23 protein-coding genes, 1 tRNA gene and 1 pseudogene are annotated in these 24231 nt (G+C 72.1%); 10 read left to right on the top strand and 15 right to left on the bottom strand.

Annotated elements, in window-relative coordinates; translation table 11 throughout:
- Positions 1-232: 232 nt before the first annotated feature.
- The 12 genes and pseudogenes from F9278_RS41050 to F9278_RS41000 all read right to left on the bottom strand — a co-directional run bounded on the left by F9278_RS41050 (position 233) and on the right by F9278_RS41000 (position 12114).
- Positions 233-730, bottom strand: a complete 498-nt coding sequence (locus F9278_RS41050) for a thiamine pyrophosphate-dependent enzyme (RefSeq protein WP_226967151.1) — start codon at positions 728-730, stop codon at positions 233-235.
- Positions 727-1439: pseudogene (locus tag F9278_RS41045) on the bottom strand (M24 family metallopeptidase); the annotation flags it as partial. The pseudogene F9278_RS41045 and the gene F9278_RS41050, both read right to left, overlap by 4 nt.
- 71 nt (positions 1440-1510) lie before the next feature.
- Complete coding sequence (locus F9278_RS41040) at positions 1511-2857, bottom strand: NtaA/DmoA family FMN-dependent monooxygenase (protein WP_152172850.1); 1347 nt, start codon at positions 2855-2857, stop codon at positions 1511-1513.
- Positions 2858-2878: 21 nt separating this feature from the next.
- Positions 2879-4126: an LLM class flavin-dependent oxidoreductase gene (locus tag F9278_RS41035; protein ID WP_152172849.1), complete on the bottom strand. Its 1248-nt coding sequence runs from the start codon at positions 4124-4126 to the stop codon at positions 2879-2881.
- A gap of 82 nt (positions 4127-4208) precedes the next feature.
- Positions 4209-4295: a putative leader peptide gene (locus F9278_RS48545; protein WP_319023152.1), complete on the bottom strand. Its 87-nt coding sequence runs from the start codon at positions 4293-4295 to the stop codon at positions 4209-4211.
- A gap of 56 nt (positions 4296-4351) precedes the next feature.
- Positions 4352-5104: a GNAT family N-acetyltransferase gene (locus tag F9278_RS41030; RefSeq protein ID WP_152172848.1), complete on the bottom strand. Its 753-nt coding sequence runs from the start codon at positions 5102-5104 to the stop codon at positions 4352-4354.
- Between the two features lie 65 nt (positions 5105-5169).
- Complete coding sequence (locus tag F9278_RS41025) at positions 5170-6204, bottom strand: ABC transporter substrate-binding protein (RefSeq protein WP_152172847.1); 1035 nt, start codon at positions 6202-6204, stop codon at positions 5170-5172.
- Positions 6205-6290: 86 nt separating this feature from the next.
- Positions 6291-7097 carry an amino acid ABC transporter ATP-binding protein gene (locus F9278_RS41020; protein ID WP_152172846.1) on the bottom strand — a complete coding sequence of 269 codons (807 nt, stop codon included), beginning with the start codon at positions 7095-7097 and terminating at the stop codon, positions 6291-6293.
- Positions 7094-8077 (bottom strand): amino acid ABC transporter permease, encoded by a 984-nt coding sequence (locus tag F9278_RS41015; protein WP_152172845.1) that lies wholly within the window; start codon positions 8075-8077, stop codon positions 7094-7096. Before F9278_RS41015 ends, F9278_RS41020 begins: the two co-directional genes overlap by 4 nt.
- Before the next feature lie 442 nt (positions 8078-8519).
- Positions 8520-9434, bottom strand: coding sequence for a glutathione S-transferase C-terminal domain-containing protein (locus tag F9278_RS41010; RefSeq protein WP_152172844.1), 915 nt, complete (start codon positions 9432-9434; stop codon positions 8520-8522).
- A gap of 358 nt (positions 9435-9792) precedes the next feature.
- Positions 9793-10263 (bottom strand): potassium channel family protein, encoded by a 471-nt coding sequence (locus F9278_RS41005; RefSeq protein WP_152172843.1) that lies wholly within the window; start codon positions 10261-10263, stop codon positions 9793-9795.
- A 3-nt stretch (positions 10264-10266) separates the two neighbouring features.
- On the bottom strand, positions 10267-12114 hold the full coding sequence (locus F9278_RS41000) for a glycoside hydrolase family 15 protein (RefSeq protein WP_152172842.1): 1848 nt from the start codon (positions 12112-12114) through the stop codon (positions 10267-10269).
- 86 nt (positions 12115-12200) lie between these two features.
- On the opposite strand from F9278_RS41000, the gene F9278_RS40995 reads away from it, so the two are divergent.
- Positions 12201-12497, top strand: coding sequence for a hypothetical protein (locus F9278_RS40995; protein ID WP_152172841.1), 297 nt, complete (start codon positions 12201-12203; stop codon positions 12495-12497).
- Positions 12498-12579: 82 nt separating this feature from the next.
- On the opposite strand, the gene F9278_RS40990 is transcribed toward F9278_RS40995, so the two are convergent.
- Positions 12580-13605 (bottom strand): formylglycine-generating enzyme family protein, encoded by a 1026-nt coding sequence (locus F9278_RS40990; RefSeq protein ID WP_152172840.1) that lies wholly within the window; start codon positions 13603-13605, stop codon positions 12580-12582.
- Positions 13606-13724: 119 nt separating this feature from the next.
- On the opposite strand from F9278_RS40990, the gene F9278_RS40985 reads away from it, so the two are divergent.
- The 7 genes from F9278_RS40985 to F9278_RS40955 all read left to right on the top strand — a co-directional run bounded on the left by F9278_RS40985 (position 13725) and on the right by F9278_RS40955 (position 20034).
- Entirely contained in the window at positions 13725-14903 is a 1179-nt protein-coding gene (locus tag F9278_RS40985) for an NAD(P)/FAD-dependent oxidoreductase (RefSeq protein WP_152172839.1), read from the top strand.
- Complete coding sequence (locus tag F9278_RS40980; protein ID WP_152172838.1) at positions 14900-15199, top strand: (2Fe-2S)-binding protein; 300 nt, start codon at positions 14900-14902, stop codon at positions 15197-15199. The genes F9278_RS40985 and F9278_RS40980 overlap by 4 nt, the downstream gene beginning before the upstream one ends.
- Positions 15189-16703 (top strand): FAD/NAD(P)-dependent oxidoreductase, encoded by a 1515-nt coding sequence (locus tag F9278_RS40975; RefSeq protein ID WP_152172837.1) that lies wholly within the window; start codon positions 15189-15191, stop codon positions 16701-16703. Before F9278_RS40980 ends, F9278_RS40975 begins: the two co-directional genes overlap by 11 nt.
- A 74-nt stretch (positions 16704-16777) precedes the next feature.
- A complete protein-coding gene (locus F9278_RS40970) occupies positions 16778-17677 on the top strand; it encodes a dihydrodipicolinate synthase family protein (protein ID WP_152172836.1) in 900 nt (299 codons plus the stop codon).
- A 24-nt stretch (positions 17678-17701) separates the two neighbouring features.
- Positions 17702-18703 (top strand): proline racemase family protein, encoded by a 1002-nt coding sequence (locus F9278_RS40965; protein WP_152172835.1) that lies wholly within the window; start codon positions 17702-17704, stop codon positions 18701-18703.
- 10 nt (positions 18704-18713) lie between these two features.
- Positions 18714-19397: a GntR family transcriptional regulator gene (locus tag F9278_RS40960; protein WP_152172834.1), complete on the top strand. Its 684-nt coding sequence runs from the start codon at positions 18714-18716 to the stop codon at positions 19395-19397.
- Positions 19398-19506: 109 nt separating this feature from the next.
- Entirely contained in the window at positions 19507-20034 is a 528-nt protein-coding gene (locus F9278_RS40955; RefSeq protein WP_193242092.1) for an NUDIX hydrolase family protein, read from the top strand.
- A 108-nt stretch (positions 20035-20142) separates the two neighbouring features.
- Here F9278_RS40955 and F9278_RS40950 read toward each other — a convergent pair whose 3' ends face one another.
- Entirely contained in the window at positions 20143-21609 is a 1467-nt protein-coding gene (locus F9278_RS40950; RefSeq protein WP_152172832.1) for a tetratricopeptide repeat protein, read from the bottom strand.
- Between the two features lie 552 nt (positions 21610-22161).
- Positions 22162-22238 (bottom strand) — tRNA-Pro (locus F9278_RS40940).
- A gap of 164 nt (positions 22239-22402) precedes the next feature.
- On the opposite strand from F9278_RS40940, the gene F9278_RS40935 reads away from it, so the two are divergent.
- Together F9278_RS40935 and F9278_RS40930 are read left to right on the top strand one after the other, a co-directional pair.
- On the top strand, positions 22403-23104 hold the full coding sequence (locus F9278_RS40935) for a thiamine pyrophosphate-dependent enzyme (protein ID WP_152172831.1): 702 nt from the start codon (positions 22403-22405) through the stop codon (positions 23102-23104).
- A gap of 15 nt (positions 23105-23119) precedes the next feature.
- On the top strand, positions 23120-24025 hold the full coding sequence (locus tag F9278_RS40930; RefSeq protein ID WP_152172830.1) for a transketolase family protein: 906 nt from the start codon (positions 23120-23122) through the stop codon (positions 24023-24025).
- Positions 24026-24231: the final 206 nt, after the last annotated feature.

Genomic DNA, 24231 nt, shown 5'->3' with positions numbered 1-24231 from the left:
AGAGCCCGATATGGTCGCCTTGCCCAACTCGGGCACGGTTCGGGCTGGACCGCAGCCTTCGGGCTGGAAGCCTCCATCCTCGCGATGGGGTGCGGAGTCACGTAGAGGTTGTTCTCGCGCGAATGAGAACTGGCAACCTCCATCCCGCGGTTGGCCAAGCGCCTCCGTAAGCGCCCTGTCGGCGCGATCAAGAAGCCGCCGTGATGTGGTCCGGTGTACACCACCGACGACGTCACGGCGGCTTCTTCGGCAAGGGAACCGGCGGCGCCACGGCGTACGAGCCGAGCATGCCGACCGAGGCCTTCGTGAGATGCATCGGGCCGCCCTTGGCCCGGCACAACCCCGTTGCCCTGCTCATGAGTTCGGCGAGGTACTCCTCGGGGGTCGCGCCCCGGGCGAGGGCGTGGTGAGGGCCCCGGTAGGTGGCGAAGACGTAGTCGTCGGGGCGCAGGGCGGCGCTGGCGCCGACGGCGACGGCGACGGCGACGGCGACGGCGACGGCGACGGCGACGGCGACGGGCTCGTGTCCGGCGGCGAGATGGGTGATGCCCTTGACGAGGCCGGAGAGGAACAGGTCGTGGGCGGCCTGCTCGGTGCGGCGGATGAGCGCCATCTGCGCGTGGAGGGCCAGGAGTTCGCCCGGGTCCATGGTGTCGTCGGTGCCCGCGCCGCCCCAGGTGTCCTTCGTGAGCCGTGGGTCCTCCAGGTCCTCCAGGCTGTCGGCCATCATGTGCTCCCGTTCGGGCGGGTGTTGAGGTGGGACTGGGCCTCGCGGCGGTGTTCAGGGGGCCGTCGACCGTCCAGTACCGGCGGCCGACGACGAGGAGTTCCTCGGCGGGGAACTTGGTGATGACCTCGCAGCCGTCGGCGGTGGCGACGAGTTCCTCCTCGATTGGGGCGGCCGGCCAGTACGTCTCCAGGGCGAACACCATGCCCTCTTCGAGGACTTCGGGGTGGTCGAGGGAGACGAGCCTGCTGAAGATCGGCTTCTCCCAGATGGACAGGCCCACGCCGTGGCCGTACTGGAGGGCGAAGGCGGCCGTCTCGTCGGGGAACCCGAATTCCTAAGCGCGGGGCCACACTTGGACGATGTCGGCGGTGGTCGCGCCGGGGCGGACGAGGGCGATGGCCGCGTCCATGTACTCACGGCAGCGGACATAGGCGTCGCGCTGGGCGGTCGAGGCGCTGCCGACGGCGAAGGTGCGGTAGTAGCAGGTGCGGTAGCCGAGGTGGCTGTGCAGGATGTCGAAGAAGGCGGGGTCGCCAGGGCGGATCAGCCGGTCGCCGAAGACGTGCGGGTGGGGTGAACAGCGTTCCCCCGAGATGGCGTTGACGCCCTCGACGTACTCGCTGCCCAGGTCGTAGAGAACCTTGCCGACGAGCCCCACGCACTCGTTCTCGCGCACCCCCGCCCGGAGGAAGCCGTACAGCTCCTCGTACGGGCGGGGGTGGGTTGTCGCTCGCCGGCGCTTGCCGGGTGCCGCCCGCGCCCACCCTCCCCCGCTCTCGGCTACGCCGGCGCGTCCAGGCCCAAGTGGTCGCGCAGGGTCGTGCCCTCGTAGTCCGTGCGGAAGACTCCCTGTTCCTGGAGGAGGGGGACGACCTTGTCGGCGAAGGGGTCGAGGCCGGTGGGGGTGATGTGGGGGACGAGGATGAAGCCGTCGGCCGCGTCGGACTGGACGTAGTCGTTGATCGTGCGGGCGACGGTCTCGGGGGTGCCGATGAAGTTCTGGCGGTTGCCGGTCTCGATGACAAGGTCGCGGATGGACCAGTTGTTGGCCTCGGCGCGCTCCCGCCATTCGCGGGCGATGGCCAACGGGTCGCGGTACATGCGTACTTGGGCGCGGCCCTTGGAGATGTGGGTGTCGCTGACGTCGGGGTCGACGTCGGGGAGCGGGCCGTCCGGGTCGTAGGAGGACAGGTCCCGGTTCCAGACGAACTCCAGGTGCTTGAGGGCGGTGGCCCCACTGACCTGCTGGCGGCGGACGTCGTGGGCGAGTTCCCGTGCCTCCTCGTCCGTGTCGCCGAGCACGAAGGTCGCGGCGGGCAGGACGAGCAACTGGTCGGGGCGGCGGCCGTGGCGGGCCAGGCGGTTCTTGACGTCGGTGTAGAAGGCGCGGCCCGTGTCCAGGTCGGCGTAGCGGCTAAAGATGGCGTCGGCGCTCGACGCGGCGAACTCGCGGCCCTCGTCGGAGTCACCCGCCTGGAAGATCACCGGGCGGCCCTGCGGAGAGCGCGGAACGTTGAAGCGGCCCTCGATGTCGAAGTGCTGGCCCGAGTGGACGAAGGCGCCGGCCTTGGCGTCCCGCAGGAAGACTCCCGTCTCCTGGTCGGCGACGATCTCGTTCCCGTCCCAGGAGTCGAAGAGTTCGTTCGCCGTGGCCAGGAACTCCTTGGCGCGGGAGTAGCGCTCCTCCTGCGGCAGGAAGCCGCCCCGGCGGAAGTTCTCGCCGGTGAACGCGTCCCAGGAGGTGACGACGTTCCACGCGGCGCGCCCGCCGGAGAGATGGTCGAGGCTCGCGAACTGGCGGGCCACCTCGTAGGGCTCGTTGAAGGTGGAGTTGATGGTGCCGGTGAGGCCGAGGCGTTCGGTGACGGCGGCGAGCGCGGACAGCACGGTGAAGGTGTCGGGGCGGCCGACGACGTCCAAGTCGTAGATGTGCCCGCCCTGTTCGCGCAGCCGCAGGCCCTCCGCGAGGAACAGGAAGTCGAACTTGGCGCGTTCGGCGGTGCGCGCGAAGTGGGCGAAGGAGCTGAACTCGATGTGGCTGCCGGCCCTCGGGTCGCTCCAGACGGTGGTGTTGTTGACGCCGGGGAAGTGGGCGGCCAGGTGGATCTGCTTCAGGGGCTTGCTCATGGGGTGTCCTCTCCCGCCCGCTCAGGCGGCGGCGTAGCGGTTGGCGGGGCGGGCGAGGCCCAGCAGGCCGCGCAGGGTGTCGGCCTCGTAGGCGTGGCGGAAGGCGTCGCGGCGCTGGAGTTCGGGGACCAGGCCCCGGGTGATCGCCGGGAGGTCGTGGCCGGCCACGGCGGGCCGCAGCCGGAACCCACTCAGCCCGGCCGCCGCCAACTCCTGGAGCAGGTCGGCGAGTTGGGCGGGAGTACCGGTGAAGATCCGGGCGTCGCTCGTGTACGGCTCCCCCGCGAGCGCGTCGAGGCGCTCGCGGCGGGCCGCCGCCTCGGCCGGGTCGTCGTCGAGGAAGACCACCAGGTCGCCGAAGATGTGCAGCGGTTCGTCGGCGCGCCCGGCGGCCAGTCGCTCGGCCCGGATCTCGGCGACGATCGCGCGCGCCTGGTCGGTGTCCTGCGGCGTGACGAAGCCGATGTCCGCCTGTCGGGCCACCAGCCGGTACGGGACGGTGGCATGGGCGAGGGCGGTCACGACGGGCTGGCCCTGCGGCGGGCGGGGGGTGATCGAGGGGCCCTTGACGCTGAACCGGCGGCCCTGGAAGTCGATGTAGTGCAGCTTGTCGCGGTCCACGAACCGGCCGGTGGCCACGTCCCGGATCTCGGCGTCGTCCTCCCAGCTGTCCCAGAGGCGGCGCACGACCTCGACGTAGTCGGCGGCCTCGTCGAACAGTTCGGTCACCAGCTCCTGGGTGTCCGGGCTCTCGTAGGCCTCGATGCGCGGGATCGTACGGCGGCCGAAGTGGGCGGCCTCGTTGGGCCGGGCGGTGATCTGCACCCGCAGGCCCGCGCGGCCGGAGCTGACGTAGTCGAGGGTGGCGATCGCCTTGGAGATGTGGAAGGGCTCGGTGTGGGTCGCCACGGTGGTCGGCACGATGCCTATGTGCCGGGTGAGGGGGGCGATCCGGGCCGCGACGAGGACGGCGTCCAGTCGGCCGCGGACCTGGTCGGTGCGCTCGCCCGGGTCCAGGAAGTGCGAGGACTGCGGGCCGAGGCCGTCCTCGATGGTCACGAGGTCGAGCAGTCCGCGCTCGGCCTCGGCGACCAGGTCGGCCCAGTATCCGGCGGTGAACACCTCGCGGGGGCGGGCGACCGGTTCACGCCAGGAGGCGGGATGCCATCCGGTGCCGTCGAGGGCGACGGCCAGGTGCAGTGCGGCGGGAGGGGTCGAGGTGGAGGGAGCCGGGGAAGCGGGCGAGGGGGATGCGGCGGAGGGGGACACAGGTGGGTGCCTTCCTGGAGTTGCGTACGGCGTCCGTCACCGGCCCCGGGGACGACACGGGCACGGCGGTTGGGAAACAGGGTCAGGAGCGACAGAGCGCGCCGGCCACGCGCAGGAGATCGATATGGGGCCGGGAGTGGAGGTGGACGGCGCGCGGCGCTCGGGGCACGGCCGTCGCCTCCTTCGTCCGGGCGCGCGGCGGCGCCTCGCGGATCTCGTCGTGAGTCACAACACCGGGGCCTCACCGGGTGTTCCCGGGCTGCGGACCGCCAGGATCGTGGAGCGGCGGCGCAGGGTGAAGCCGAGGGACGCGTAGAGCCGGATCGCGGAGACGTTGTCGGCGGCGGCGTGCAGGAAGGGTGTCTCGCCTCGTTCGCGGATGCCCGCGGCGACCGCGCGGATCAGCCGAGTGGCGAGGCCCCGGCCGCGATGGTCGGGGTCGGTGCAGACCGCGCTGATCTCGGTCCAGCCGGGCGGGTGGATGCGCTCCCCGGCCATGGCGATGAGCCGTCCTCGCCCGTCCCGGATGCCGAGATAGGTGCCCATGTCGATGGTCCGCTTGAGGAAGGGGCCCGGTCGGGTGCGGGCGACGAGGTCCAGGATCTCGGGGACGTCGTCGGGCCCCAGCCGTACGGCTTCGGGCGCGTACTCGGCCCGGAGCGCGGTGTCCACCAGTTGGACACCTTGTCCACCGCCGATCACCTCCCAGCCTTCCGGCACCCGGTGGACCGGCTTGACCCGTACGTCGGCCCCGGGGCCGACGAGGGTGCGCAGGTCGGCCCAGGCCGCCGGGTCCTCGGGGTCAGCCAGGGCGGCGAAGGCGTACATGCCGTCCCGGTAGCGGGCGGCCCGGCCGACCCGTTCGGCGAAGCGGACGTGCGGGCCGTCGAGGGAGGCCCAGACGGCGTTGTCGAGAACCGGTACATCGGGGAGTGCGAGCGGGGCTCCGCCCCCGCGGAAGTCGGTCTGGTGGGCCACGGGGGCGGAGTCCTCTCCTCATTCAACATTCAACGGGCATGTGGTGCGGTCGGGTTGGCGGGTGATCAGGAGTTGGTGAGCGGCAGACCGGGCGGGTTGACCTCGGACTTCTCCACGGACTCGTTGGAGAGGTTCCAGGCCTTCAGCCAGTCCGCGTACTGCCCGTTGTCGATCAGGTAGTTGATCGCCTCGGCGAGCGGTTCGGCGAGACCGCTGTCCTTCTTCGCGGTCGCGGCGATCAGACCCTGGAGGGTCTCACCGGCGCCGGAGAACTGGCCCGCGATCCGGGTCGCCTGGGGCGTGCCCTCGGTCTTGGCCGCGTGGTAGGCGAGGTTGGGGCTGGGGCCGAAGTAGGCGTCGATCTTGCCGCTGCTCAGCGCCAGGTAGAGGCTGTTGGTCTCCTGGAAGTACTTGACGGTGAGGGGCTTCCTGCCCTCCTTCGCCAGCTTGGCCTTCCACTCCAGGAGGATCTTCTCCTGGTTGGTGCCGTTGCCGACGGAGACCGTCTTGCCGGCGAGGTTCTCGTAGTTGCCGTCGAAGCTCCAGTCGTTGTCCTTCTTCGTCTCGAAGGCCAGGTCGTCCTTGCGGTAGGAGGCGAACTCGTACTTCTGCTTGCGCTCCTCCGTGTCGGTGATGTTGGAGAAGCCGACGTCCACCTTGCCGCTGTCGATCCCGATGAACAGGTTCTCCCAGGTCGACTGACGCACCTCGGGTTCGAGGCCGAACACGGCGGCCACCAGTCTGGCGAGGTCGGGCTCGGAGCCCGTGACCGTCTTCTGGTCGCTGCCGATGAAGCCGAGCGGCGGACTGCCGGACGGCAGCGTGCCGGATCCGATCACCAGCTTGCCGCTCTTCTTGAGCGCGGCGGGCAGCTTGGCGCTGATGGACTTCACCTCGGAGACCTTGATCTTGGTCTCCTTGGCCGCGCCGTTGGACAGTTGTCCGACGGTGACCGTGCCGGCGAAGGCGGATCCCGTCTTGGTGGCGGCCTCGGTGTCGCCCCCGCAGGCGGCGAGCCCGGTGGCGAGGGTGACGGCGGCGGTCGCCGCGGTGATGCCGCGCAGCAGGCTGCGCCGGGAGAACCGGGTGTGCGTGGGCATGGCTGTCCTTGTCGTGTCGAGAGGGTGGTGAGGGCTGTTGCGGGGTGTGGGGGTGGCGTGGGGGGAAGTCCGAGGGGCGGGCGCGGTCAGAGGACCTTGCTGAGGAAGTCCTTCGTCCGCTCGTGCCGCGGCTTGTCCAGGACCTCCGCGGGCGGGCCCTGTTCGACGATCCGGCCGTCGTCGATGAAGACGACCCGGTCGGCGATCTCCCGGGCGAAGCCGATCTCATGGGTGACGATCACCAGCGTGGTGCCGCCGCGCGCCAAGTCCTTGATGACGGCCAGGACTTCACCGACGAGTTCGGGGTCGAGGGCGGAGGTCGGCTCGTCGAAGAGGATGACGCCGGGGCGCAGGGCGAGGGCGCGGGCGATGGCCACGCGTTGCTGCTGTCCGCCCGACAGCTGCCGTGGATAGGCGTCGGCCTTGTCGGCGAGGCCGACGCGGTCCAGGAGTTCGCGGGCGAGTTCGTCGGCCTGGGCCCGGCCGAGCTTGCCGGTCGCCACCGGGGCGGCGGCCACGTTCTCCAGCACGGTGAGGTGCGGGAAGAGGTTGAAGTTCTGGAAGACGAAGCCGATCCGGGAGCGCTGGGTGAGGATCGCCCGCTCGCTCAGCTCCTTCAGCCGGTCGCCGTGCCGTCGTACGCCGATCAGCTCGCCGTTGACGCTGACGTGCCCGATCTCGGGCTTCTCCAGGTGGTTGATGACCCGGAGCAGCGTGGACTTGCCGGAGCCGGACGGGCCGAGGATCACGGTGACCTCGCCGGGCCGGACGGTGAGGTCGACGCCGTTGAGGACGCGATGGGCGCCGTACCACTTGTGCACGTCGTGCACCTCGACGGTGGCGGCCTCCTGGCCGAGCGTCCCGGCGCCGCTGTCGAGCGTCCCGGCGGTCATACGGCGGCCTCCTTGCGGATGCGGGCCCGGAGGTCGGTGACCCCGGCCCGGAGTTTCTGCAGCGGTGTCGGCGGCAGGGTGCGGGTGGCGCCCCGGGCGTAGTACCGCTCGACGTAGAACTGGATGACGGAGACGACGCTGGTGAGGATCAGGTACCAGACGGTGGAGACCAGCAGCAGCGGCACGATGTCGCCGGGGTAGGTGGAGCCCATGGCCTGGGCGGTGCCGAAGAGGTCGAGCAGGGAGACGTAGAAGACCAGCGAGGTGCTCTTGATGAGGCCGATGAGCTGGTTGACGTAGTTCGGGGTGATCGAGCGCAGGGCCTGCGGGAAGACGATTCTGCGGAACTGGTAGCGCTTCGGCAGGCCGAGGGCGGAGGCCGCCTCGTGCTGGCCCTGGTCGACGGAGAGGATGCCGCCGCGGACGACCTCGGCGGCGTAGGCGGCCTCGTTGAGGCTGAGGCCGATGACGGCGACGGCCATGTCGGTGGCGAGGCGCGACTCGTCGAAGGTGAAGAAGGCGGGGCCGAAGGGGACGCCCAGGCTGAGGGTCTGGTAGAGGGCGCTGAAGTTGTAGAGAAACAGCAGGACGACGATCAGCGGGATCGATCGCAGGGCCCAGATGTAGACCCAGCTGACCGAGCGCAGGACCGGGCTGTCCGAGAGCCGGGCGAGGGCTAGGAGGATGCCGCCGATCAGGCCCAACACCGCGCTGTAGGCGGTGACTTCGAGGGTGATGAGCAGTCCGTCGAGGATGGTCGGCCGCAGGAACCAGTAGGCGAAGCGGTCCCACTGGTAGAACGGGTTGGAGATCAGTCCGTGGATGAACTGGGCCGCGAGGACCAGGACGACGGCGGTGGCGATCCAGCGGCTGGGGCGGCGCAGCGGCAGCACCCGCTGGGCGGAGAGCTGCTTGGACGGGGTGTCGGCGGGCGGTGGTGCCTCGGTCAAGGACACGGCGGTGCCTGGGGGTTCACTCATCAAGGGCTCCGGAAGAGTGTCGAAACCCCAGGCGACGCAGGCGACTTCGGCCGTCAGAGGCACGGCGGGCGGGGAACCGCTCGCCGCGCGGAGGGCACGGAAGACACACGGATGCGCACGACACCGGGGCTGGCGGAGAGAGGACGGACCGCTGGTGCGGCGCCTCAGGGGTTCAGGGAACCGTCAGCCTCGACGGGAGCGCGGCGCCGGGTCGGGCCCGGACCGCGCGTTAACGTGCGCTACACAGTGCGCTGTTGACCCGGAGCAGATCGACGGCGCGGTCGGCGCAGAGCGGCACGCAGCCCTGGCGGCGCCATGCGGCGGGCCTCGGGGTTGCGTACATGTCCGTCACCATCGTTCTTCCGGCGGTCTTGCGGCCCAGCGGGCCTTGTGCTCTTCGGGTGGCCGTAAGTAACTCAGGCCCGGCGGGCCGCTGTCAACGTCAGTCCAGTACATGGGACGCCTGTCCGTCTGTCGATACGGCCTGGTCGGGGACGTGGGCGGCCCAGTCCAGGATCTGTACGGCAGCGCCGGCCGCCTCCAGGCCCTGACAGTGGGCGTGGTGGCGGCGGGCGATGCCGTCGAGGTCGAGGTGGGGGCCGAAGGCGGGGTGGGCGGCCAGGCGGCGGGCGTACGCCCACAGGTGCGGGTGGTCGGCGACGCGGTGCACGGCGGAGGCGTCCAGGTGCCAGCGGTGCACGGTGTCGAGCCGCACCAGGGCGACCCACAACTCGACGTCTGCGGCGGTGAGTTCGTCGCCGAGGATGTGCCGCTGTCCGGCGAGCCGGGCGTCCAGGGAGCGCAGGGTGCGCAGCAGGGAGCCGAGCGCGTCACGGCGTTCCGGATCGTCGGCGTCGGCGCGTCCGGCGCGCTGGGCGGTGCCGTCCATGCCCTGCTCGCACAGGCGCGTGACGCCCTCGATCTCGGCCTCCGCGCCCGCCGGGTACAGCTCGGGCCGGCTGCCGCCGAAGCGCCGGGCGAGGTCGCGCATGATGTCGGGGGCGTGAGTGCTGACGATCCGTCCGGACCAGTCGTCGCTGAGGACGGGCGCCACGGCCGCCCCGGGGTAGCGGTGGGCGCTCGCCTCGTACAGCGGGCGCAGCGCGGGGTGCTCGCCGTTCGGGCCGTCGGGCACGGCGGGCAGGAGGGTCACGGGGCAGACGTCCGCCAGCCCGAGGAGGCTGTGGACGACGGCGATGCGCAGGGCGCCCGGACAGGACAGCGACAGATGGAGCCGGTAGCGGCGCGGCACGGCGTAGTGGCCGCTGCGCGCGTCGCAGCCGATCCTGCCCCGGAAGGAGGGCAGGGGGCGCGGCGACGGAACGGCGTTCAGGGCGTGGACGGGCATGGCGGACATGTGTCTCCCCGGGGGATCTGGTGCGCGGTCGCGTGGTGACGCGAGTACACGAGGGGCGAGGGCGCGGTGGCGCGCGACGCCGACGGCTCAGGCCAGGGGGCTTCCCGCGCCGCAGACACGCAGCAGATCGATGTGACGGCGGGAGGTCAGAAAGAGGGACGGCCGGCGCCTGAGCGGCACACGAGTGATCACCGGCTTCAGGCGCCCCATCATTCCCTACCTGTTCACTAGGAAATACCCCACCTGGAGTGTCGAGCCGACCACGCCGTGCGTCAAGAGGGTGTCCGCGAAATGGTCCCGCCGTCCGAGGGGTGGACATCGGGTCGGGGGTGACCCACGCGGCTTCGGGCGTCGGCGGTCAGTCGCCGTCCCCCTTGGCGCCGAGCATCCGCTCCAGCCGGTCGAACCGCTCGTGCAGGGCGTGCGCGGTCTCGTCGCACAACTCATGTGCCCGGTGGGTCAGTTCATGCCGCTTCTGCTCCCGGCCCACGAACCAGGTGGCGAGGGCGGCGGTGACCATGCCGTACGTGGTGATGCCGACGACCATGACGACCGCGCCGACGACCCGGCCCCAGAGCGTCACCGGGAAGAAGTCGCCGTAGCCGACGGTCGTGGCCGTCTCGACGGACCACCACAAAGCCTTCGGGTACGAGGTGAGATTGGCGCGCGGCGCGCCGTGCTCGGCGACGATCACGGCCCAGGAGCCGAGCAGCATCACCACGACCAGCACGGCGGTGGCGGCGCCCGCCGCCTGCAGATGGAGGGGGCGGCCCTTGCCGTCCCGGCCGAGCAGCAGCTCGACGGCCCTGGTGAAGAACCCGGGAAGCACCGCTCACCCCTCCTTCGCGCCGGAGGGCCCGCCGGGCGGCGCCTTGGGGTCCTCACGGCGGGCGTCCAGGGCGTGCCGGTCGAGTTCGTAGGCGACCCGGATCAGCGGGACATGGGTGAACGCCTGGGGGAAATTGCCCAGTTGGCGGCGGGCGCGGGGGTCGTACTCCTCGGAGAGCAGGCCCACGTCGTTGCGCAGCTCCAGCAGCCGTTCGTACAGGGCGCGGGCATCGTCCTCGCGGCCGATCAGCCGCAGGGCGTCCGCCAGCCAGAACGAGCAGGCGAGGAAGGCACCCTCGCCGCCGGTGAGGCCGTCCGGCGAGTCGGCGGTGCCCACCGAGTAGCGGGCCACCAGCCCGTCCTGGAGGAGTTCACGCTCGACGGCCTCGATGGTGCCGATCACCCGCGGGTCGTCCGCCGGCAGGAACCCGGTCTGCGGGATCTGCAGCAGCGCGGCGTCGAGTTCCGGGGAGCCGTACGACTGGGTGAAGGTGTTCCGCTCCGGGTCGTAGGCCTTCTCGCAGATGTCGCGGTGGATACGGTCGCGGACCTCGCGCCACCGCTCCACCCAGCCCGGCCGGGCGTGCGACTCGGCCAGCTTGACCGCCCGGTCGAAGGCCACCCAGCACATCACCTTGGAGTGCGTGTAGTGGCGGGGGGCGCCGCGCATCTCCCACAGCCCCTGGTCGGGCTCGGACCACACCTGCTCCAGGTGTTCCAGGAACACCGCCTGCAGCGAGGCCAGATGCTTGCGGGGGCGCAGACCGCAGCCGATGGCCAGATGGATGGCGTCCATCACCTCACCGGGTACGTCCAACTGCCGTTGCGCGGCAGCCGCGTTGCCGATCCGTACCGGGCGCGACCCCTCGTACCCCGGCAGCCAGTCGGCCTCCCACTCGGTGAGCCGCCGCTCCCCCGCGATGCCGTACATGATCTGCACGTCCTCGGGGCGCCCCGCCACCGCCCGCTCCAGCCAGCCCCGCCAGGCGTCCGCCTCGGCCTTGAAGCCGCTGCGCAGCAACGCCTCCAGCGTCATGCCCGCGTCCCGCAGCCAGCAGAACCGGTAGTCCCAGTTCCGCACGCCGCCGATCTCCTCCGGCAGGGACGTGGTCGGCGCGGCGACGATCCCGCCGGTCGGCTGGTACGTCAGCGCCTTGAGCGTGATCAGGGAGCGGGCGACGGCGTCCCGGTACGGCCCGTCGTACGTCAGTCTGCGCAGCCAGCGGCGCCAGTACGTCTCGGTGCTGCGCAGTGCCTCGAAGGCGTCCAGGGGGCGGGGGGCGGCCAGATGGGAGGGGTGCCAGGTCAGGACGAAGGGGATCCGTTCGCCGGCGGTGACCGGGAAGACGGCGGTGTGGGCGGTGCCGTGGGCGACCGGCCGTACGGGGGTGCGCAGCCAGACCGACTCGGGGCCCGCGGTGCCCGTCAGCGCCCCGCCGCGCCGCCGCATCCAGGGCAGGACCCGGCCGTAGTCGAAGCGGAGCCGCAGGTCCATGCGCATGTCGACGGTGCCGGAGATGCCTTCGACGATGCGTACGAGGCTGGGGGCGCCGGTCTTGCGGCACGGCATGAAGTCGGTGACCAGGACCTGGCCGCGGGTCGTCTCCCACTCCGTCTCCAGGATCGCCGTGTCGTCGCGGTAGCGGCGCTGGGAGTACGGGCCGTTCTCGTCCGCCGGGGCGATGCGCCAGCGGCCGTTGTCCTCGTCGCCGAGGAGGGCGGCGAAGCAGGCGGGTGAGTCGAAACGGGGGAGGCAGAGCCAGTCGATGCTGCCGTCCTTGCCTACGAGGGCGGCGGTGAGGAGGTCGCCGATGAGGGCGTAGTCCTCGATGCGGCTGGGCTGTCCTGGCATGGGGTCAGTGTCAGGGGGTTGTCCGTTGTGGGCATGCCGAGTGGGGCGTTCGAGTTCTCGCCGTGGGGGCTTCGGTGGGTCGTCGGGTGCGGGTGGTACGTGGCCGGGGCATCACACCCGCGCGCGAGGAGAACCTCTGGAAGCCGGCGGAGACCCGTGTGGTCGGCGGCACGATCAAGCCCCTCACGGCGGAGAAGGTCGCGGAGGCGATCGTGAAGGGCATCGAACAGGGGCGCTTCACGATCTGCCCGGACACGGGCACCCGGGCCCTGGTCCGCTTGGGCAGCGTGCTGATGCCGCTGCCCAAGCGCGAGTTCGACCGCCGGGTCAGGGCGGTCCAACGGTCGACGAGACCGGTCCGGCGGTCCACGCCGGGCGCCTGAGTGCCCGACATCCGGCTGGGGCCGGGCATCGGACCGAGGCCAGGCATCCGGCTGGGGCCGGGCATTCGAACGGGGCCGCCCTTCAGACCGCCGCCACCACCCGGAAGCCGATGTTCCCCGCCGCGCTGTCCGGGGTGTTGGAGGAGCGCGCGGCCACCCGGTAGCGGTTGCAGTAGGAGGCGTGGCACAGGTGGGAGCCGCCGCGCATCACCCGGGCCGTGCCGTCGGGCGGGCCCGTCGGATCCGTACGCGGGCCGGTGGCATGGAAGTCCGGGCTGAACCGGTCGGCGCACCACTCCCACACATTGCCGACGGTGTTGTACAGGCCGAAGCCGTTGGGCTCGAAGGCGTCCGCCGGGGCCGTGGCACGGTACCCGTCGGCGGCGGTGTTGTCGGTCGGGAACGTGCCGCGCCAGATGTTGCAGACGTGCCGGCCGCCGGGGGCGAGTTCGTCGCCCCACGGGTAGCGCTTCCCCTCCAGGCCACCACGGGCCGCGTACTCCCACTCGGCCTCCGTGGGCAGCCGGGTGCCCGACCAGGCGCAGTAGGCCCGCGCGTCGTTCCAGGAGACGTGCACCACGGGGTGGTCGGGGATCGCGTCCACGGAGGACCCGGGTCCTTCCGGCTGCCGCCAGCTGGCACCCCGGACGCCGCGCCACCACGGGGTGCCGGGAACGCGCGGCGAGACGGCACGCAGGTCGGCCGGCAGGAACCCCTCGAAGACGAAGGAGAAGTCGAAGAGTTCGGACTCCGTCACATGCCCGGTCGCGGCCACGAACGCCCCGAACCGCTCATTGGTCACGGTCGTCGCGGCGATACGGAACGGGCTCACCCCGACCTCCCGGACCGGACCCTCACCGTCCGCCGGATAACCGGCCTCGTCCTCGGTGCCCATCAGAAACTCCCCGCCGGGCAACGACAGCAGCGGCTCACCACCCCACGACACCGCCGCGCCGGACGGAACACCGGACGGAACTCGGGACGGAACTCGGGACGGAACGTCGACGGGACCACCGACCGGCCCGGCCGGCGGCCCGACCTCAGCCCCTGTCACCGGCTCGGCCACCGGCTCGGGTCCGGGGGCGCAGCAGGGCTTGTCGTGTGCCATCGCGGTGTCCTCGGCCGGGGAGCGGGGTGTCGGGGGTACGGCCCGCAGCGTAGTCCGCGCCTCGCCCCGAGCCCGCTCGGGGTATTCCACGACACAGCGCCATGTGACATAGTACTGCCGTGACCGAGCGACTGACCTGCGACGTCGTGGTTGTCGGAGCGGGAATGGTGGGCGCGGCCTGCGCCCTGTACGCGGCCCGAGCGGGCCTGAGCGTCGTCGTGGTGGACCGTGGCCCGGTGGCCGGCGGCACGACCGGCGCCGGCGAGGGCAATCTGCTGGTCTCCGACAAGGAACCCGGCCCCGAGCTGGAACTCGCCCTGTTCTCCCAGCGTTTGTGGGCGGAGCTGGCCGCCGAGCCGGGCCTGGGCGCGGCGTTCGAGTACGAGGCGAAGGGCGGCCTCGTCGTCGCCTCCGCACCGGAGGGCCTCGCCGCGCTGGAGTCGTTCGCGGCCGGGCAACGCGCCGCCGGGGTCGAGGCGGTGACCGTCACCGAACAGCAACTCCCGGATCTGGAACCACACTTGGCTCCCGCGTCGGCGGGCGGCGTGTACTACCCGCAGGACGCCCAGGTCATGCCCACCCTGGCCGCCGCCCATGTCGTACGGGCCTCCGGCGCCCGGCTGCTCACCGGCCGGACCGTGACCGAGGTGCTGCGCTCACCGGACGGTGCCGTACGCGGCGTACGGACCAACCGGGGTGACGTGCACAGCCCGGCCGTCGTGAACGCCGCCGGAACCTGGGGCGGCGACCTGGCCGCGCTCGCCGGAGTCACCCTGCCCGTCCTCCCGCGGCGCGGCTTCGTCCTGGTCACCGAACCGCTGCCACCGCTGGTGCGGCACAAGGTGTACGCCGCCGACTACGTGGCCGACGTGGCCAGCGACTCGGCGGCACTGCAGACCTCCCCGGTCGTCGAGGGCACGGCCGCCGGGCCGGTACTGATCGGCGCGAGCCGCGAACGGGTCGGCTTCGACCGGTCGTTCTCGCTGCCCGTCGTACGGGCGCTGGCGGCGGGCGCGACCGCGCTGTTCCCGTTCCTGGAGCGGGTGCGGGCGATGCGGACGTATGTCGGCTTCCGGCCGTACATGCCGGACCATCTGCCCGCCATCGGCCCCGACCCCCGTGTCCCGGGCCTGTTCCACGCCTGCGGCCACGAGGGCGCCGGGATCGGACTCGCCACCGGCACCGGGCAGTTGATCGCCCAGGCCATCGGGGGCGGGACACCCGACCTGGACCTCAAGCCGTTCCGCCCGGACCGGTTCGACGCGTACGAGGACGAGGACGAGGGGAACACGACGTGAAACCAATGGAGTTGGCGCGGGCCGAGCCGGGGCCCGCCTTCACCGTCACCCTCGACGGCCGTCAACTGGATGCGCTGCCCGGCCAGACGGTCGCCGCCGCGCTCTGGGCCGCCGGGGTCACATCCTGGCGCAGCACCCGGGGCGAGGGCCGGCCGCGCGGGATCTTCTGTGGCATCGGCGTGTGCTTCGACTGCCTGATCACCGTCAACGACCGCCCCAATCAACGGGCTTGTCTGATCCCGCTCCGGCCGGGCGACGCGATCCGCACCCAGGAGGGCACGGGCCATGAGCACTGACCCCACCCGCTCCCATGCCCCCGGGCCACCCCATCTGGCGATCATCGGCGCCGGTCCCGCAGGCCTCGCGGCGGCCCTGGCGGCGGCCGGGGAGGGCGTACGGGTCACGGTGGTCGATGCCGCGCGGGCACCCGGCGGACAGTTCTACCGGCAGCCCGCGGCCGGGCTCGGGGCGCGGCGCCCGGGGGCCCTGCACCACCAGTGGCGCACCTGGCGGCGGCTGCGCGACGGCCTCCGGCGCCAGATCGACGCCGGGCACGTCACCCATCTCCCGGACCACCATGTCTGGTGCGTGGAACGCCGCCCCGAGGGCGGCGGCATTGACGGCGGCCCCGCGCGCCTCACCGTCCACGCCCTGCTCGGGCCCGGCCAGGAGACGCCCGCCGAGGTACGCGCGGACGCCGTCCTGCTCGCGACCGGCGGCTACGAGAAGGTGCTGCCCTTCCCCGGCTGGACCCTGCCCGGTGTGGTCAGCGCCGGGGGCGCGCAGGCCATGCTGAAGGGCGGGCTGGTGGTGTCCGGCCGCACGGCGGTCGTCGCCGGGACCGGACCCCTGCTGCTGCCGGTGGCGACCGGGCTCGCGGCGGCGGGCGTCACGGTGGCCGCGCTGGTGGAGTCCACCGGCCCGAGGGCCCTGGCGCGACGGGCCGGAGCACTGGCCGGCCGGGCGGACAAGCTCGCCGAAGGGGCCGGGTACGCGGTGGAGTTGCTGCGCCGCCGGGTACGGACCCTCGTCCGGCACACCGTCGTCGAGGCGCACGGCGCCGACCGGCTGGAGGCCGTGACCGTCGCCGCGCTCGACGCCGAGGGGCGGGTGCGGCCCGGCAGCGAGCGGCGAATCCCCTGCGACACGCTCGCCGTCGGGCACGGCATGCTGCCGCACACCGACCTCGCCGAGACGCTCGGCTGCCGGGTCGAGTCCCCCGGGCAGCGCGTGTGGGTCGACGGGGAGCAGCGCACGGACGTGCCGGGTGTCTGGGCGGCGGGCGAGACCACCGGCATCGGCGGCGCGGCCCTCTCCCTGGCCGAGGGGCACATCGCCGGACGGTCGGCCGCCGCCCGTCTGCGGGGGTGGGTGCCGGACCCGGGCACATGGGCGGGGGCCGCCGAGTCCCGTGCGGAACTAAGGCGGTTCTTCGAGGCGCTCGACACCGTGTACGTTCCGCCGGCGCACTGGACCGAGCAGGTCCGGGACGACACGGTCGTCTGCCGGTGCGAGGAGGTCACCGCCGGGGCCGTCCGCGAGGCCGTCGGGGAGCTGGGAGCCGGGGACGTCCGCACGGTGAAGCTGCTCACCCGTGCCGGGATGGGCTGGTGCCAGGGCCGGATGTGCGGACCCGCGGTCGCGGGGATCGCCGGGTGCGAACAGGCCGTGGCCCGGCGGCCGTTCGCCCAGCCCGTGCCGCTGGGCGTGCTGGCCCGGACGGGAGAGGTCCGGACGGGAGAGGTCCGGACGGGAGAGGTCCGGACGGGAGAGAGCGAGCAGGACGATGACGACCGGTAGAACCGCTTCACCGGCAGCCCGTCACCACCACAGGACTCAGTGATATGTCACACCCCATCGAGAGGGAACCCGATATGACCGGCAGCCCGAACCACCACCCCTGGCGCGGCGTCCTCGTCGCCACCGCGCTCCCCCTCCGCGACGATCTCTCGGTCGACCACGACAAGTACGCCGAGCACTGCGCCTGGCTGGTCGAGAACGGCTGTGACGGTGTCGTCCCGAACGGCTCGCTCGGCGAGTACCAGGTGCTGACGCCCGAGGAGCGCGCCAAGGTCGTCGAGACGGCCGTCGCCGCGATCGGCGGCTCGCGTGTGATGCCGGGCGTCGCCGCGTACGGGTCCGCCGAGTCCCGGCGCTGGGCCGAGCAGGCGCGGGACGCGGGCTGCGCCTCGGTGATGCTGCTGCCGCCGAACGCGTACCGCGCCGACGAGCGCTCGGTGCTCGCGCACTACGCCGAGGTCGCGAAGGCGGGCGTCCCGGTCGTCGCGTACAACAACCCGATCGACACCAAGGTCGACCTGGTCCCCGAACTGCTTGCCAAGCTGCACGGCGAGGGGTGCATCCGGGCCGTGAAGGAGTTCTCCGGCGATGTCCGCCGGGCGTACCAGCTCGCCGAACTCGCCCCGGAACTTGACCTGTTGATCGGCGCCGACGACGTCCTGCTGGAGCTGGCGCTCGCGGGTGCGAAAGGCTGGGTGGCCGGTTATCCGAACGCGCTGCCCGCCGCGACCGTCGAGCTGTACCACGCGGCGGTGGACGGTGATCTCGCGACGGCGAAGGCGCTCTACGCACAGCTGCACCCGCTGCTGCGCTGGGACTCGAAGGTCGAGTTCGTGCAGGCGATCAAGTTGTCGATGGACATCGTGGGGCGCCACGGAGGTCGCTGCCGTCCGCCGCGCGTGGAGCTGCTGCCGGAGCAGGAGGCCGTGATCCGGGCGGCCACCGAGAAGGCCGTGGCCGCGGGACTCGCGTAACTCACACCGGAGGGAGAGCGGTTCATGCGCAGCACACTCGTCCTGCACGCCGTCGACTCGCACACCGAGGGCATGCCCACCCGGGTGATCACCGGCGGGATCGGCACGATCCCCGGCGCCACCATGAACGAACGCCGGCTGTGGTTCCGTGAACACCGCGACGACGTCAAGCAGTTGCTGATGAACGAGCCACGCGGGCACGCGGCGATGAGCGGCGCGATCCTGCAGCCGCCGACCCGCCCCGACTGCGACTACGGCGTGGTCTACATCGAGGTCTCCGGCTATCTACCCATGTGCGGCCACGGCACGATCGGCGTGGCGACCGTGCTCGTGGAGACCGGCATGGTCGAGGTCGTCGAACCGGTCACCACCATCCGCCTGGACACCCCGGCGGGTCTCGTCGTGGCCGAGGTCGCGGTGGAGGACGGCGCGGCGCGGGCGGTCACCCTGCGGAACGTGCCGTCGTTCTCCGTCGGCCTCGATCGCAAGGCCACGCTCGCCGACGGGCGGACGGTGACCTACGACCTCGCGTACGGCGGCAATTTCTACGCAATCCTGCCGCTGGAGCAGTTCGGGCTGCCCTTCGACCGCGACCGCAAGGACGACATCCTCAAGGCCGGTCTCGCGCTGATGGACGCCATCAACGCGGAGGAGGAGCCCGTCCATCCGGAGGACCCGTCGATCCACGGCGTCCACCACGTCCATCTGTACGCCCCCGGCGCCACCGCCCGGCACTCCCGCCACGCCATGGCCATCCACCCCGGCTGGTTCGACCGCTCCCCCTGCGGTACGGGCACCAGCGCGCGCATGGCACAACTGCACGCCCGGGGTGAACTCCCGCTGCACACCGAGTTCGTGAACGAGTCGTTCATCGGTACCCACTTCACCGGCAGACTGCTCGGCGAGACCGAGGTGGCCGGGGTGCCCGCCGTGCTGCCAAGCTTCACCGGCCGCGCCTGGATCACGGGCACGGCGCAGTATCTGCTCGACCCGACCGACCCGTTCCCGTCCGGGTTCGTTCTCTAGGAGAGGTGCCATGGCCCCGTCAGCCCCTGCCGCCGGTCCCGCCCTGCCGGTGCTCGGCGGCAAGAAGAGCAGCTACCGCGAACGGGTCGCCGACGCGCTGCGGGCCGCGCTGATCGCCGGTGAACTGCGGCCGGGCGAGGTGTACTCCGCCCCGGGGCTCGCCACCCGCTTCGGTGTCTCGGCGACACCGGTGCGGGAGGCCATGCTGGATCTGGCCAAGGAGGGCCTGGTGGACACCGTGCCCAACAAGGGGTTCCGGGTCACCGTCGTCACCGAGAAACAGCTCGACGAGTACACCCATGTCCGCGCGCTCATCGAGATCCCGACCACGGTCGGCCTGGCCCGGACCGCCGACCCGGTCTCCCTGGAGGCGCTGCGGCCGGCCGCCCGGGAGATCGTCGCCGCTGCCGCCGCCGGGGACCTCGTCGCGTACGTCGAGGCCGACACCCGCTTCCATCTCGGACTGCTCGCCCTAGCGGGCAACGCACATCTCGTCGAGGTCGTCGGTGACCTGCGCAAACGCGCCCGGCTCTACGGTCTGACCGCGCTCGCCGAGTCGGGCCGGCTGCTGTCCTCGGCGCAGGAGCACCTGGAACTCCTGGACGCCCTCCTGGCCCGCGACGAGGCCGCCGTACACACGGTGATGACCCGCCATCTCGGTCATGTGCGCGGAATGTGGGCCGCGCACGACTGATCGTCGGCGCCGCGCATGCGGGCGGGGCGGCCGGGGCATCTCTGACAGGTGTGATCGGAGCGACGCGCGCTCCGGCTGACGTTGAAAGTATGATCGGCCAATGTCTGACATGACCGAAACCACGCCCGGCTGGCTGCCGTCCGACGAGCTCGAGTCGGCGCGCGCCCGGATGCCGATCCTGTATGTCGAGGCCGTGCCCGTGCGCGTCGACGACAGCGGCGAAGTCACCAGCATCGGGCTGCTGCTGCGCATCGGCCCGGACGGGACGGTCAGCCGCAATCTGGTCTCCGGCCGCGTGATGCACCACGAGCGGGTACGGGACGCGCTGCTGCGTCATCTGGAGAAGGACCTCGGTCCGGTGGCGCTGCCGCGCGTCCCGTCCGCGCTGCAGCCCTTCACCGTCGCCGAGTACTTCCCGACGCAGGGCATCACCCCGTTCCACGACCCGCGTCAGCACGCGGTGTCGCTCGCCTACATCGTCCCCGTGGCCGGCGACTGCCGCCCCCGGCAGGACGCGCTCGACCTGGTGTGGTTCAGCCCCCAGGACGCGGCGTCGGAGTCGGTCCAGAGCGAGATGCCGGGCGGCCAGGGAGTCCTGCTGAAGCAGGCCCTGGCCCACGTGGGCTGCCTGTCCTAGCCGGGAGCGGGTCGTGACGGCCGGGTCCGCGGGTCGCGCGACGGCCTGGTCCGCGAATCCCGGCCGGGGCGGGTTCCTCGGGCCGGGGCGGGTGCTTCAGGCCGGGGATCAGGGCCTCCGTACGAGATACGTGTCGTGCGGGTTGCGGCTCAGCCGCTGGGCCGCGGGTGCCGCCAGTTCGGTCGCCGTGTCGCGGGCGACGGCCGCGCGGCCCGCTTCGCCGAGGGCGTCCGCGAGCCGGGCCTGCCCGAGCCAGTTGTAGGGGCTGTGGGGGCTCAGACCGGTGCGTTCACCGAGCAGCAGCCGGGCCAGGTCGTCCCGGCGGGCGCGGAGGGTCGCCTCCAGCAGGGTCCGCTGGATCACGTCCCGCTGGGCGTGGCTGCCGCCGAAGGTGTGCAGCCGGCGGCGGACGGGCCAGAGCAGGTCCACCACCGCCGCGTAGTCCTCACGGGCGTACGCCACCAGCGCCTCGCACACCGGCAGGCCGATCTCCCCGGTCATCACACGGTTGGTGTCGCCCCCGGAGGGCCCGCCCCGCCGGGCCTCCGTCAGCCAGCGCCGCCGGTCGGCGACGAACTCGTCCGCCGTGTCCAGCCGCCCCGCTCCCGCGAAGGCCATCACGGCGTGCGCGTCGTTGAAGGCGTAGAACGGCGGATCCTCGCGCGCGGCCCACGCGTCGGCCAGGGCCTGCCAACGGGCGTCCTGGTCCGAGCCGTCCAGGAGGAACCGCCACAACAGCGAGGCCGCGTCGAGGAGTTCCATGACGAACCCGGACGAGTCCTTGTGGTGCAGTACGGCGTCGTAGACCCGCAGGGCCGTGCCGGTGTCGCCCGCCTCCAGCGCGTACAGGGCGTAGTGCCACCAGCTGTGCACCGTCAGCAGACTGCCGCTCGCCCAGCCGTCGAGCCGTGCGTCGAGGAAGTCGATGCCCTCGGCGAACCGCCCCTGCATCTCGTGCACATGGACGACCGCGTGGATGGCCCAGATGTCATGGGCGTTGCGTTCGACGGCGGCCCGAGCCACCTCCTGGGCGCGGCCGTAGTGCCCCGACTCCTCCAGACCGAAGGCGTACATGCCCAGCAGCGGACCGCGATGGGGGTCGTCCTCGTCCCACGAGGGCAGGGCACCGCCGATCCGGTCCCGCAGCCGTGTCGCGTCGCCGGTGAAGAAGTCGAGCTGATGGCCCACGGCCAGGGCCAACGGATCACGCGGGCACTCCACGACCAGCTCCTCCAGTACCTGCCCGGCCCGGCCCAGATCGCCCCCGAGCCAGGCCTCGGCCGCCGCCATGTGCATCCGCTCCCGCCGGGGCAGCGCCGAGTGGTCCAGCCCGGCGCCGAACTCCGTGAACCGGCGGCGCGCCTCGGCGGCGTCCCGGGACTCGGTGCCGAGCACGCCCAGATAGGCGGAGAACGCCTGTGCCATCGGCGAGGTGGGGCACGCGGCCACCGCGTCCGCGACGGCGGTCGGGAAGTCGGGCCGGAAGAACAACAGCCCCTCCACTGCCCGGTCCAGGTGTCCCGCCCCTTCGGCGGTGCACTCGTGCAGGCGGTTGCCGTACCGGTCGGTCACCATCGCAGCTCATCTCCGGCGCGTGTCGGGTGTCGTGGGCCCGCGGTCGTCGACCCGTGACGGCACGGATCACCCCGCGCCCCCATCAAACCGACCGGCGCTCCCTCCGGTCCACCGTGCACCCCCGACACACCCCGAATCACCACCGTGCGCCGAGCGCCGATCCACCCGGGGACCTCGTGGTCCGTCCGCCCCGGGTGCTCGGCGCACAGACATCCGACGCCGCGTGCGATCCACTCCTGGCCGGCCCACTCCGGATGGCGTTCGATCATCAGGGCCCGGACCTCCTCGACGATCGTCGCCTCACTCGTCACCGATCTCGCCGTGGCCGGGCACGACGATCCGGGGGTTGCGCTCCGACAGCCGCTTCAGCACCTCGATCCAGCCGTCACCGGACACATCGGTGTCGTACGGAGAAGAGGTCGCCGTAGACGGTGTCCGGCACGACCGGTTCGACGCCCGTCGGCCGGCGGGCCACGCCTGACCGCCCCGGCCCCGGACATGCGAGAAGCCGCTCCCCCTTTGCGAGAGAACGGCTACCGACCTGCGAAAAGCTGGTCGGGACGACAGGATTTGAACCTGCGACCCCTTGACCCCCAGTCAAGTGCGCTACCAAGCTGCGCCACGTCCCGTTGCCCGTCTGACCTGGGGTTTCCCCTGGTTGAACGCGCACGGAAACAATACCGCACTCGGGCCGGTGGTCGCGCACCCGTTTACGGGGGCGAAGGGGCGCGACGGTCGAGCGCGACGGCCGCCGCTTGACCTGAAGTTCGCTTGAGGTTGCACGCTCGTGCGTATGACGACGACAGCGGAACGTACATACGGGTGCACGGATCTACCCGGCCTGATGGGGCTGATGACGGGAGCCGAGAAGCACGGACCTGCGGCCACGTCCACGCTGGACGTGCTGTGGGTGCTCTACGACCGGGTGCTGCGGGTGGGTCCGGAACGGACGGACGATCCGGAGCGGGACCGGTTCCTGTTGTCGAAGGGGCACGGGCCGATGGCGTACTACGCGGTGCTCGCGGCGAAGGGGTTCCTGCCCGTCGGCTGGCTGCCCGGGTTCGGGTCGTACGACTCGCCGCTCGGTCACCATCCGGACCGGGTGCTGGTGCCGGGCGCGGAGATCGGCAGCGGGTCGCTCGGGCACGGGCTGCCGATCGCGGTCGGGACGGCGCTCGGGCTGCGGGCCCAGGGGCGGACCGACCCGGCGGTGTGGGTGCTGACGGGGGACGCGGAGCTGGACGAGGGCAGCAATCACGAGGCGATCGCGTACGCCGGTCCCGCCGGGCTGGACCGGCTGCACACCGTGGTGATCGACAACTCCTCCGCGAGCCATGCCCGGCCGGGTGGGATCGCCGCGCGGTTCGAGGTGGCGGGCTGGTCCGCCGAGACCGTGGACGGCCGCGATCACGAGGCGCTGTACACCGCCTTCACCACGCCGCACCCGGGCCGGCCCCGGGTCGTGGTGGCCCGGGTCGAGCCGAAGAACGCCTGAAAGGAAAGTGACTTCATGGACACCATGCGGGACCGTCTCGCCCCGGTCGTCTCCCGGCTGCTCGACGAGGATCCCCGGGTCGCGGTGGTCCTCGCCGAGATCGGCAGGGACTGCTTCACGGAGGCCTCGCGCAGGCATCCGGACCGGGTGCTCAACGTCGGCATCCGGGAACAGCTGCTGATCGGCGCGGGCGCGGGCCTGGCGCTGGCCGGGATGCGGCCCGTGGTGCACACCTTCGCGAGCTTCCTGGTGGAGCGCCCCTTCGAGCAGGTGAAGCTGGATCTCGGTCACCAGGACGTGGGCGCGGTCCTGGTCAGCGCCGCCGCCTCCCACGACTGGCCGGCGGGCGGCTTCACCCACATGGCACCCGGCGACGTGGCCCTGCTCGACACGCTCGACGGCTGGACCGTCCATGTGCCGGGGCACCCCGACGAGGCCGAGACCCTGCTCCGGCACGCGGTCGGCGCGGGCGAGGCCAAGGACGACAAGGTGTACGTACGGCTGTCCGCGCAGTCCAACGGGCGGTCGCTCCCGGTGGACGGGCAGCGGTTCCTCACCGTGCGCGAGGGGCGGCGCGGGGTCGTCGTCGCCGTCGGACCCGTGCTCGACTCCGTCCTCGCGGCCACGGAGGGGCTCGATGCGACCGTGCTGTACGCGACCACCGTCCGCCCCTTCGACTCGACCGCGCTGCGCCGGGCCACCGGGGCGGCGGGCACGGACGTCGTCCTCGTCGAGCCGTACCTGGCGGGCACCTCGACGGCCACCGTGAACGACGCTCTCGCCGACGTCCCGCACCGGGTGCTCGGACTGGGGGTGGGCCGGCGGGAGCTGCGGCGGTACGGGCAACTGGAGGAGCACGTGACCGCGCACGGACTGGACGCGGCCACACTGCGGGAGCGGATCACGGGCTTCCTGCGCTAGGTCGTGTCCGCAAGGTCCCGTCGTCGCCCGGAGGGCGGCCTCGCGGCGTCGTGGGGTACCTCCCGGTCGAGCGAAGCCGAGACTGGGGGAGCGTGCTCTCGGCGTGCCGGGCGTGGAGCCTCGTACCGGACGTACTTGGGCTTGTGCCCGGTGCGGCGAGAGTGCGTGCCAGGCGTCGCGGGGCAGGCGGGACTTTGCGGACACGG

Origin of the sequence: Streptomyces phaeolivaceus, assembly GCF_009184865.1 — a bacterium.
Classification (GTDB): domain Bacteria; phylum Actinomycetota; class Actinomycetes; order Streptomycetales; family Streptomycetaceae; genus Streptomyces; species Streptomyces phaeolivaceus.
The sequence above is the reverse complement of the archived record's forward strand: the minus strand, read 5'-3'. Positions and strand labels throughout refer to the sequence as shown.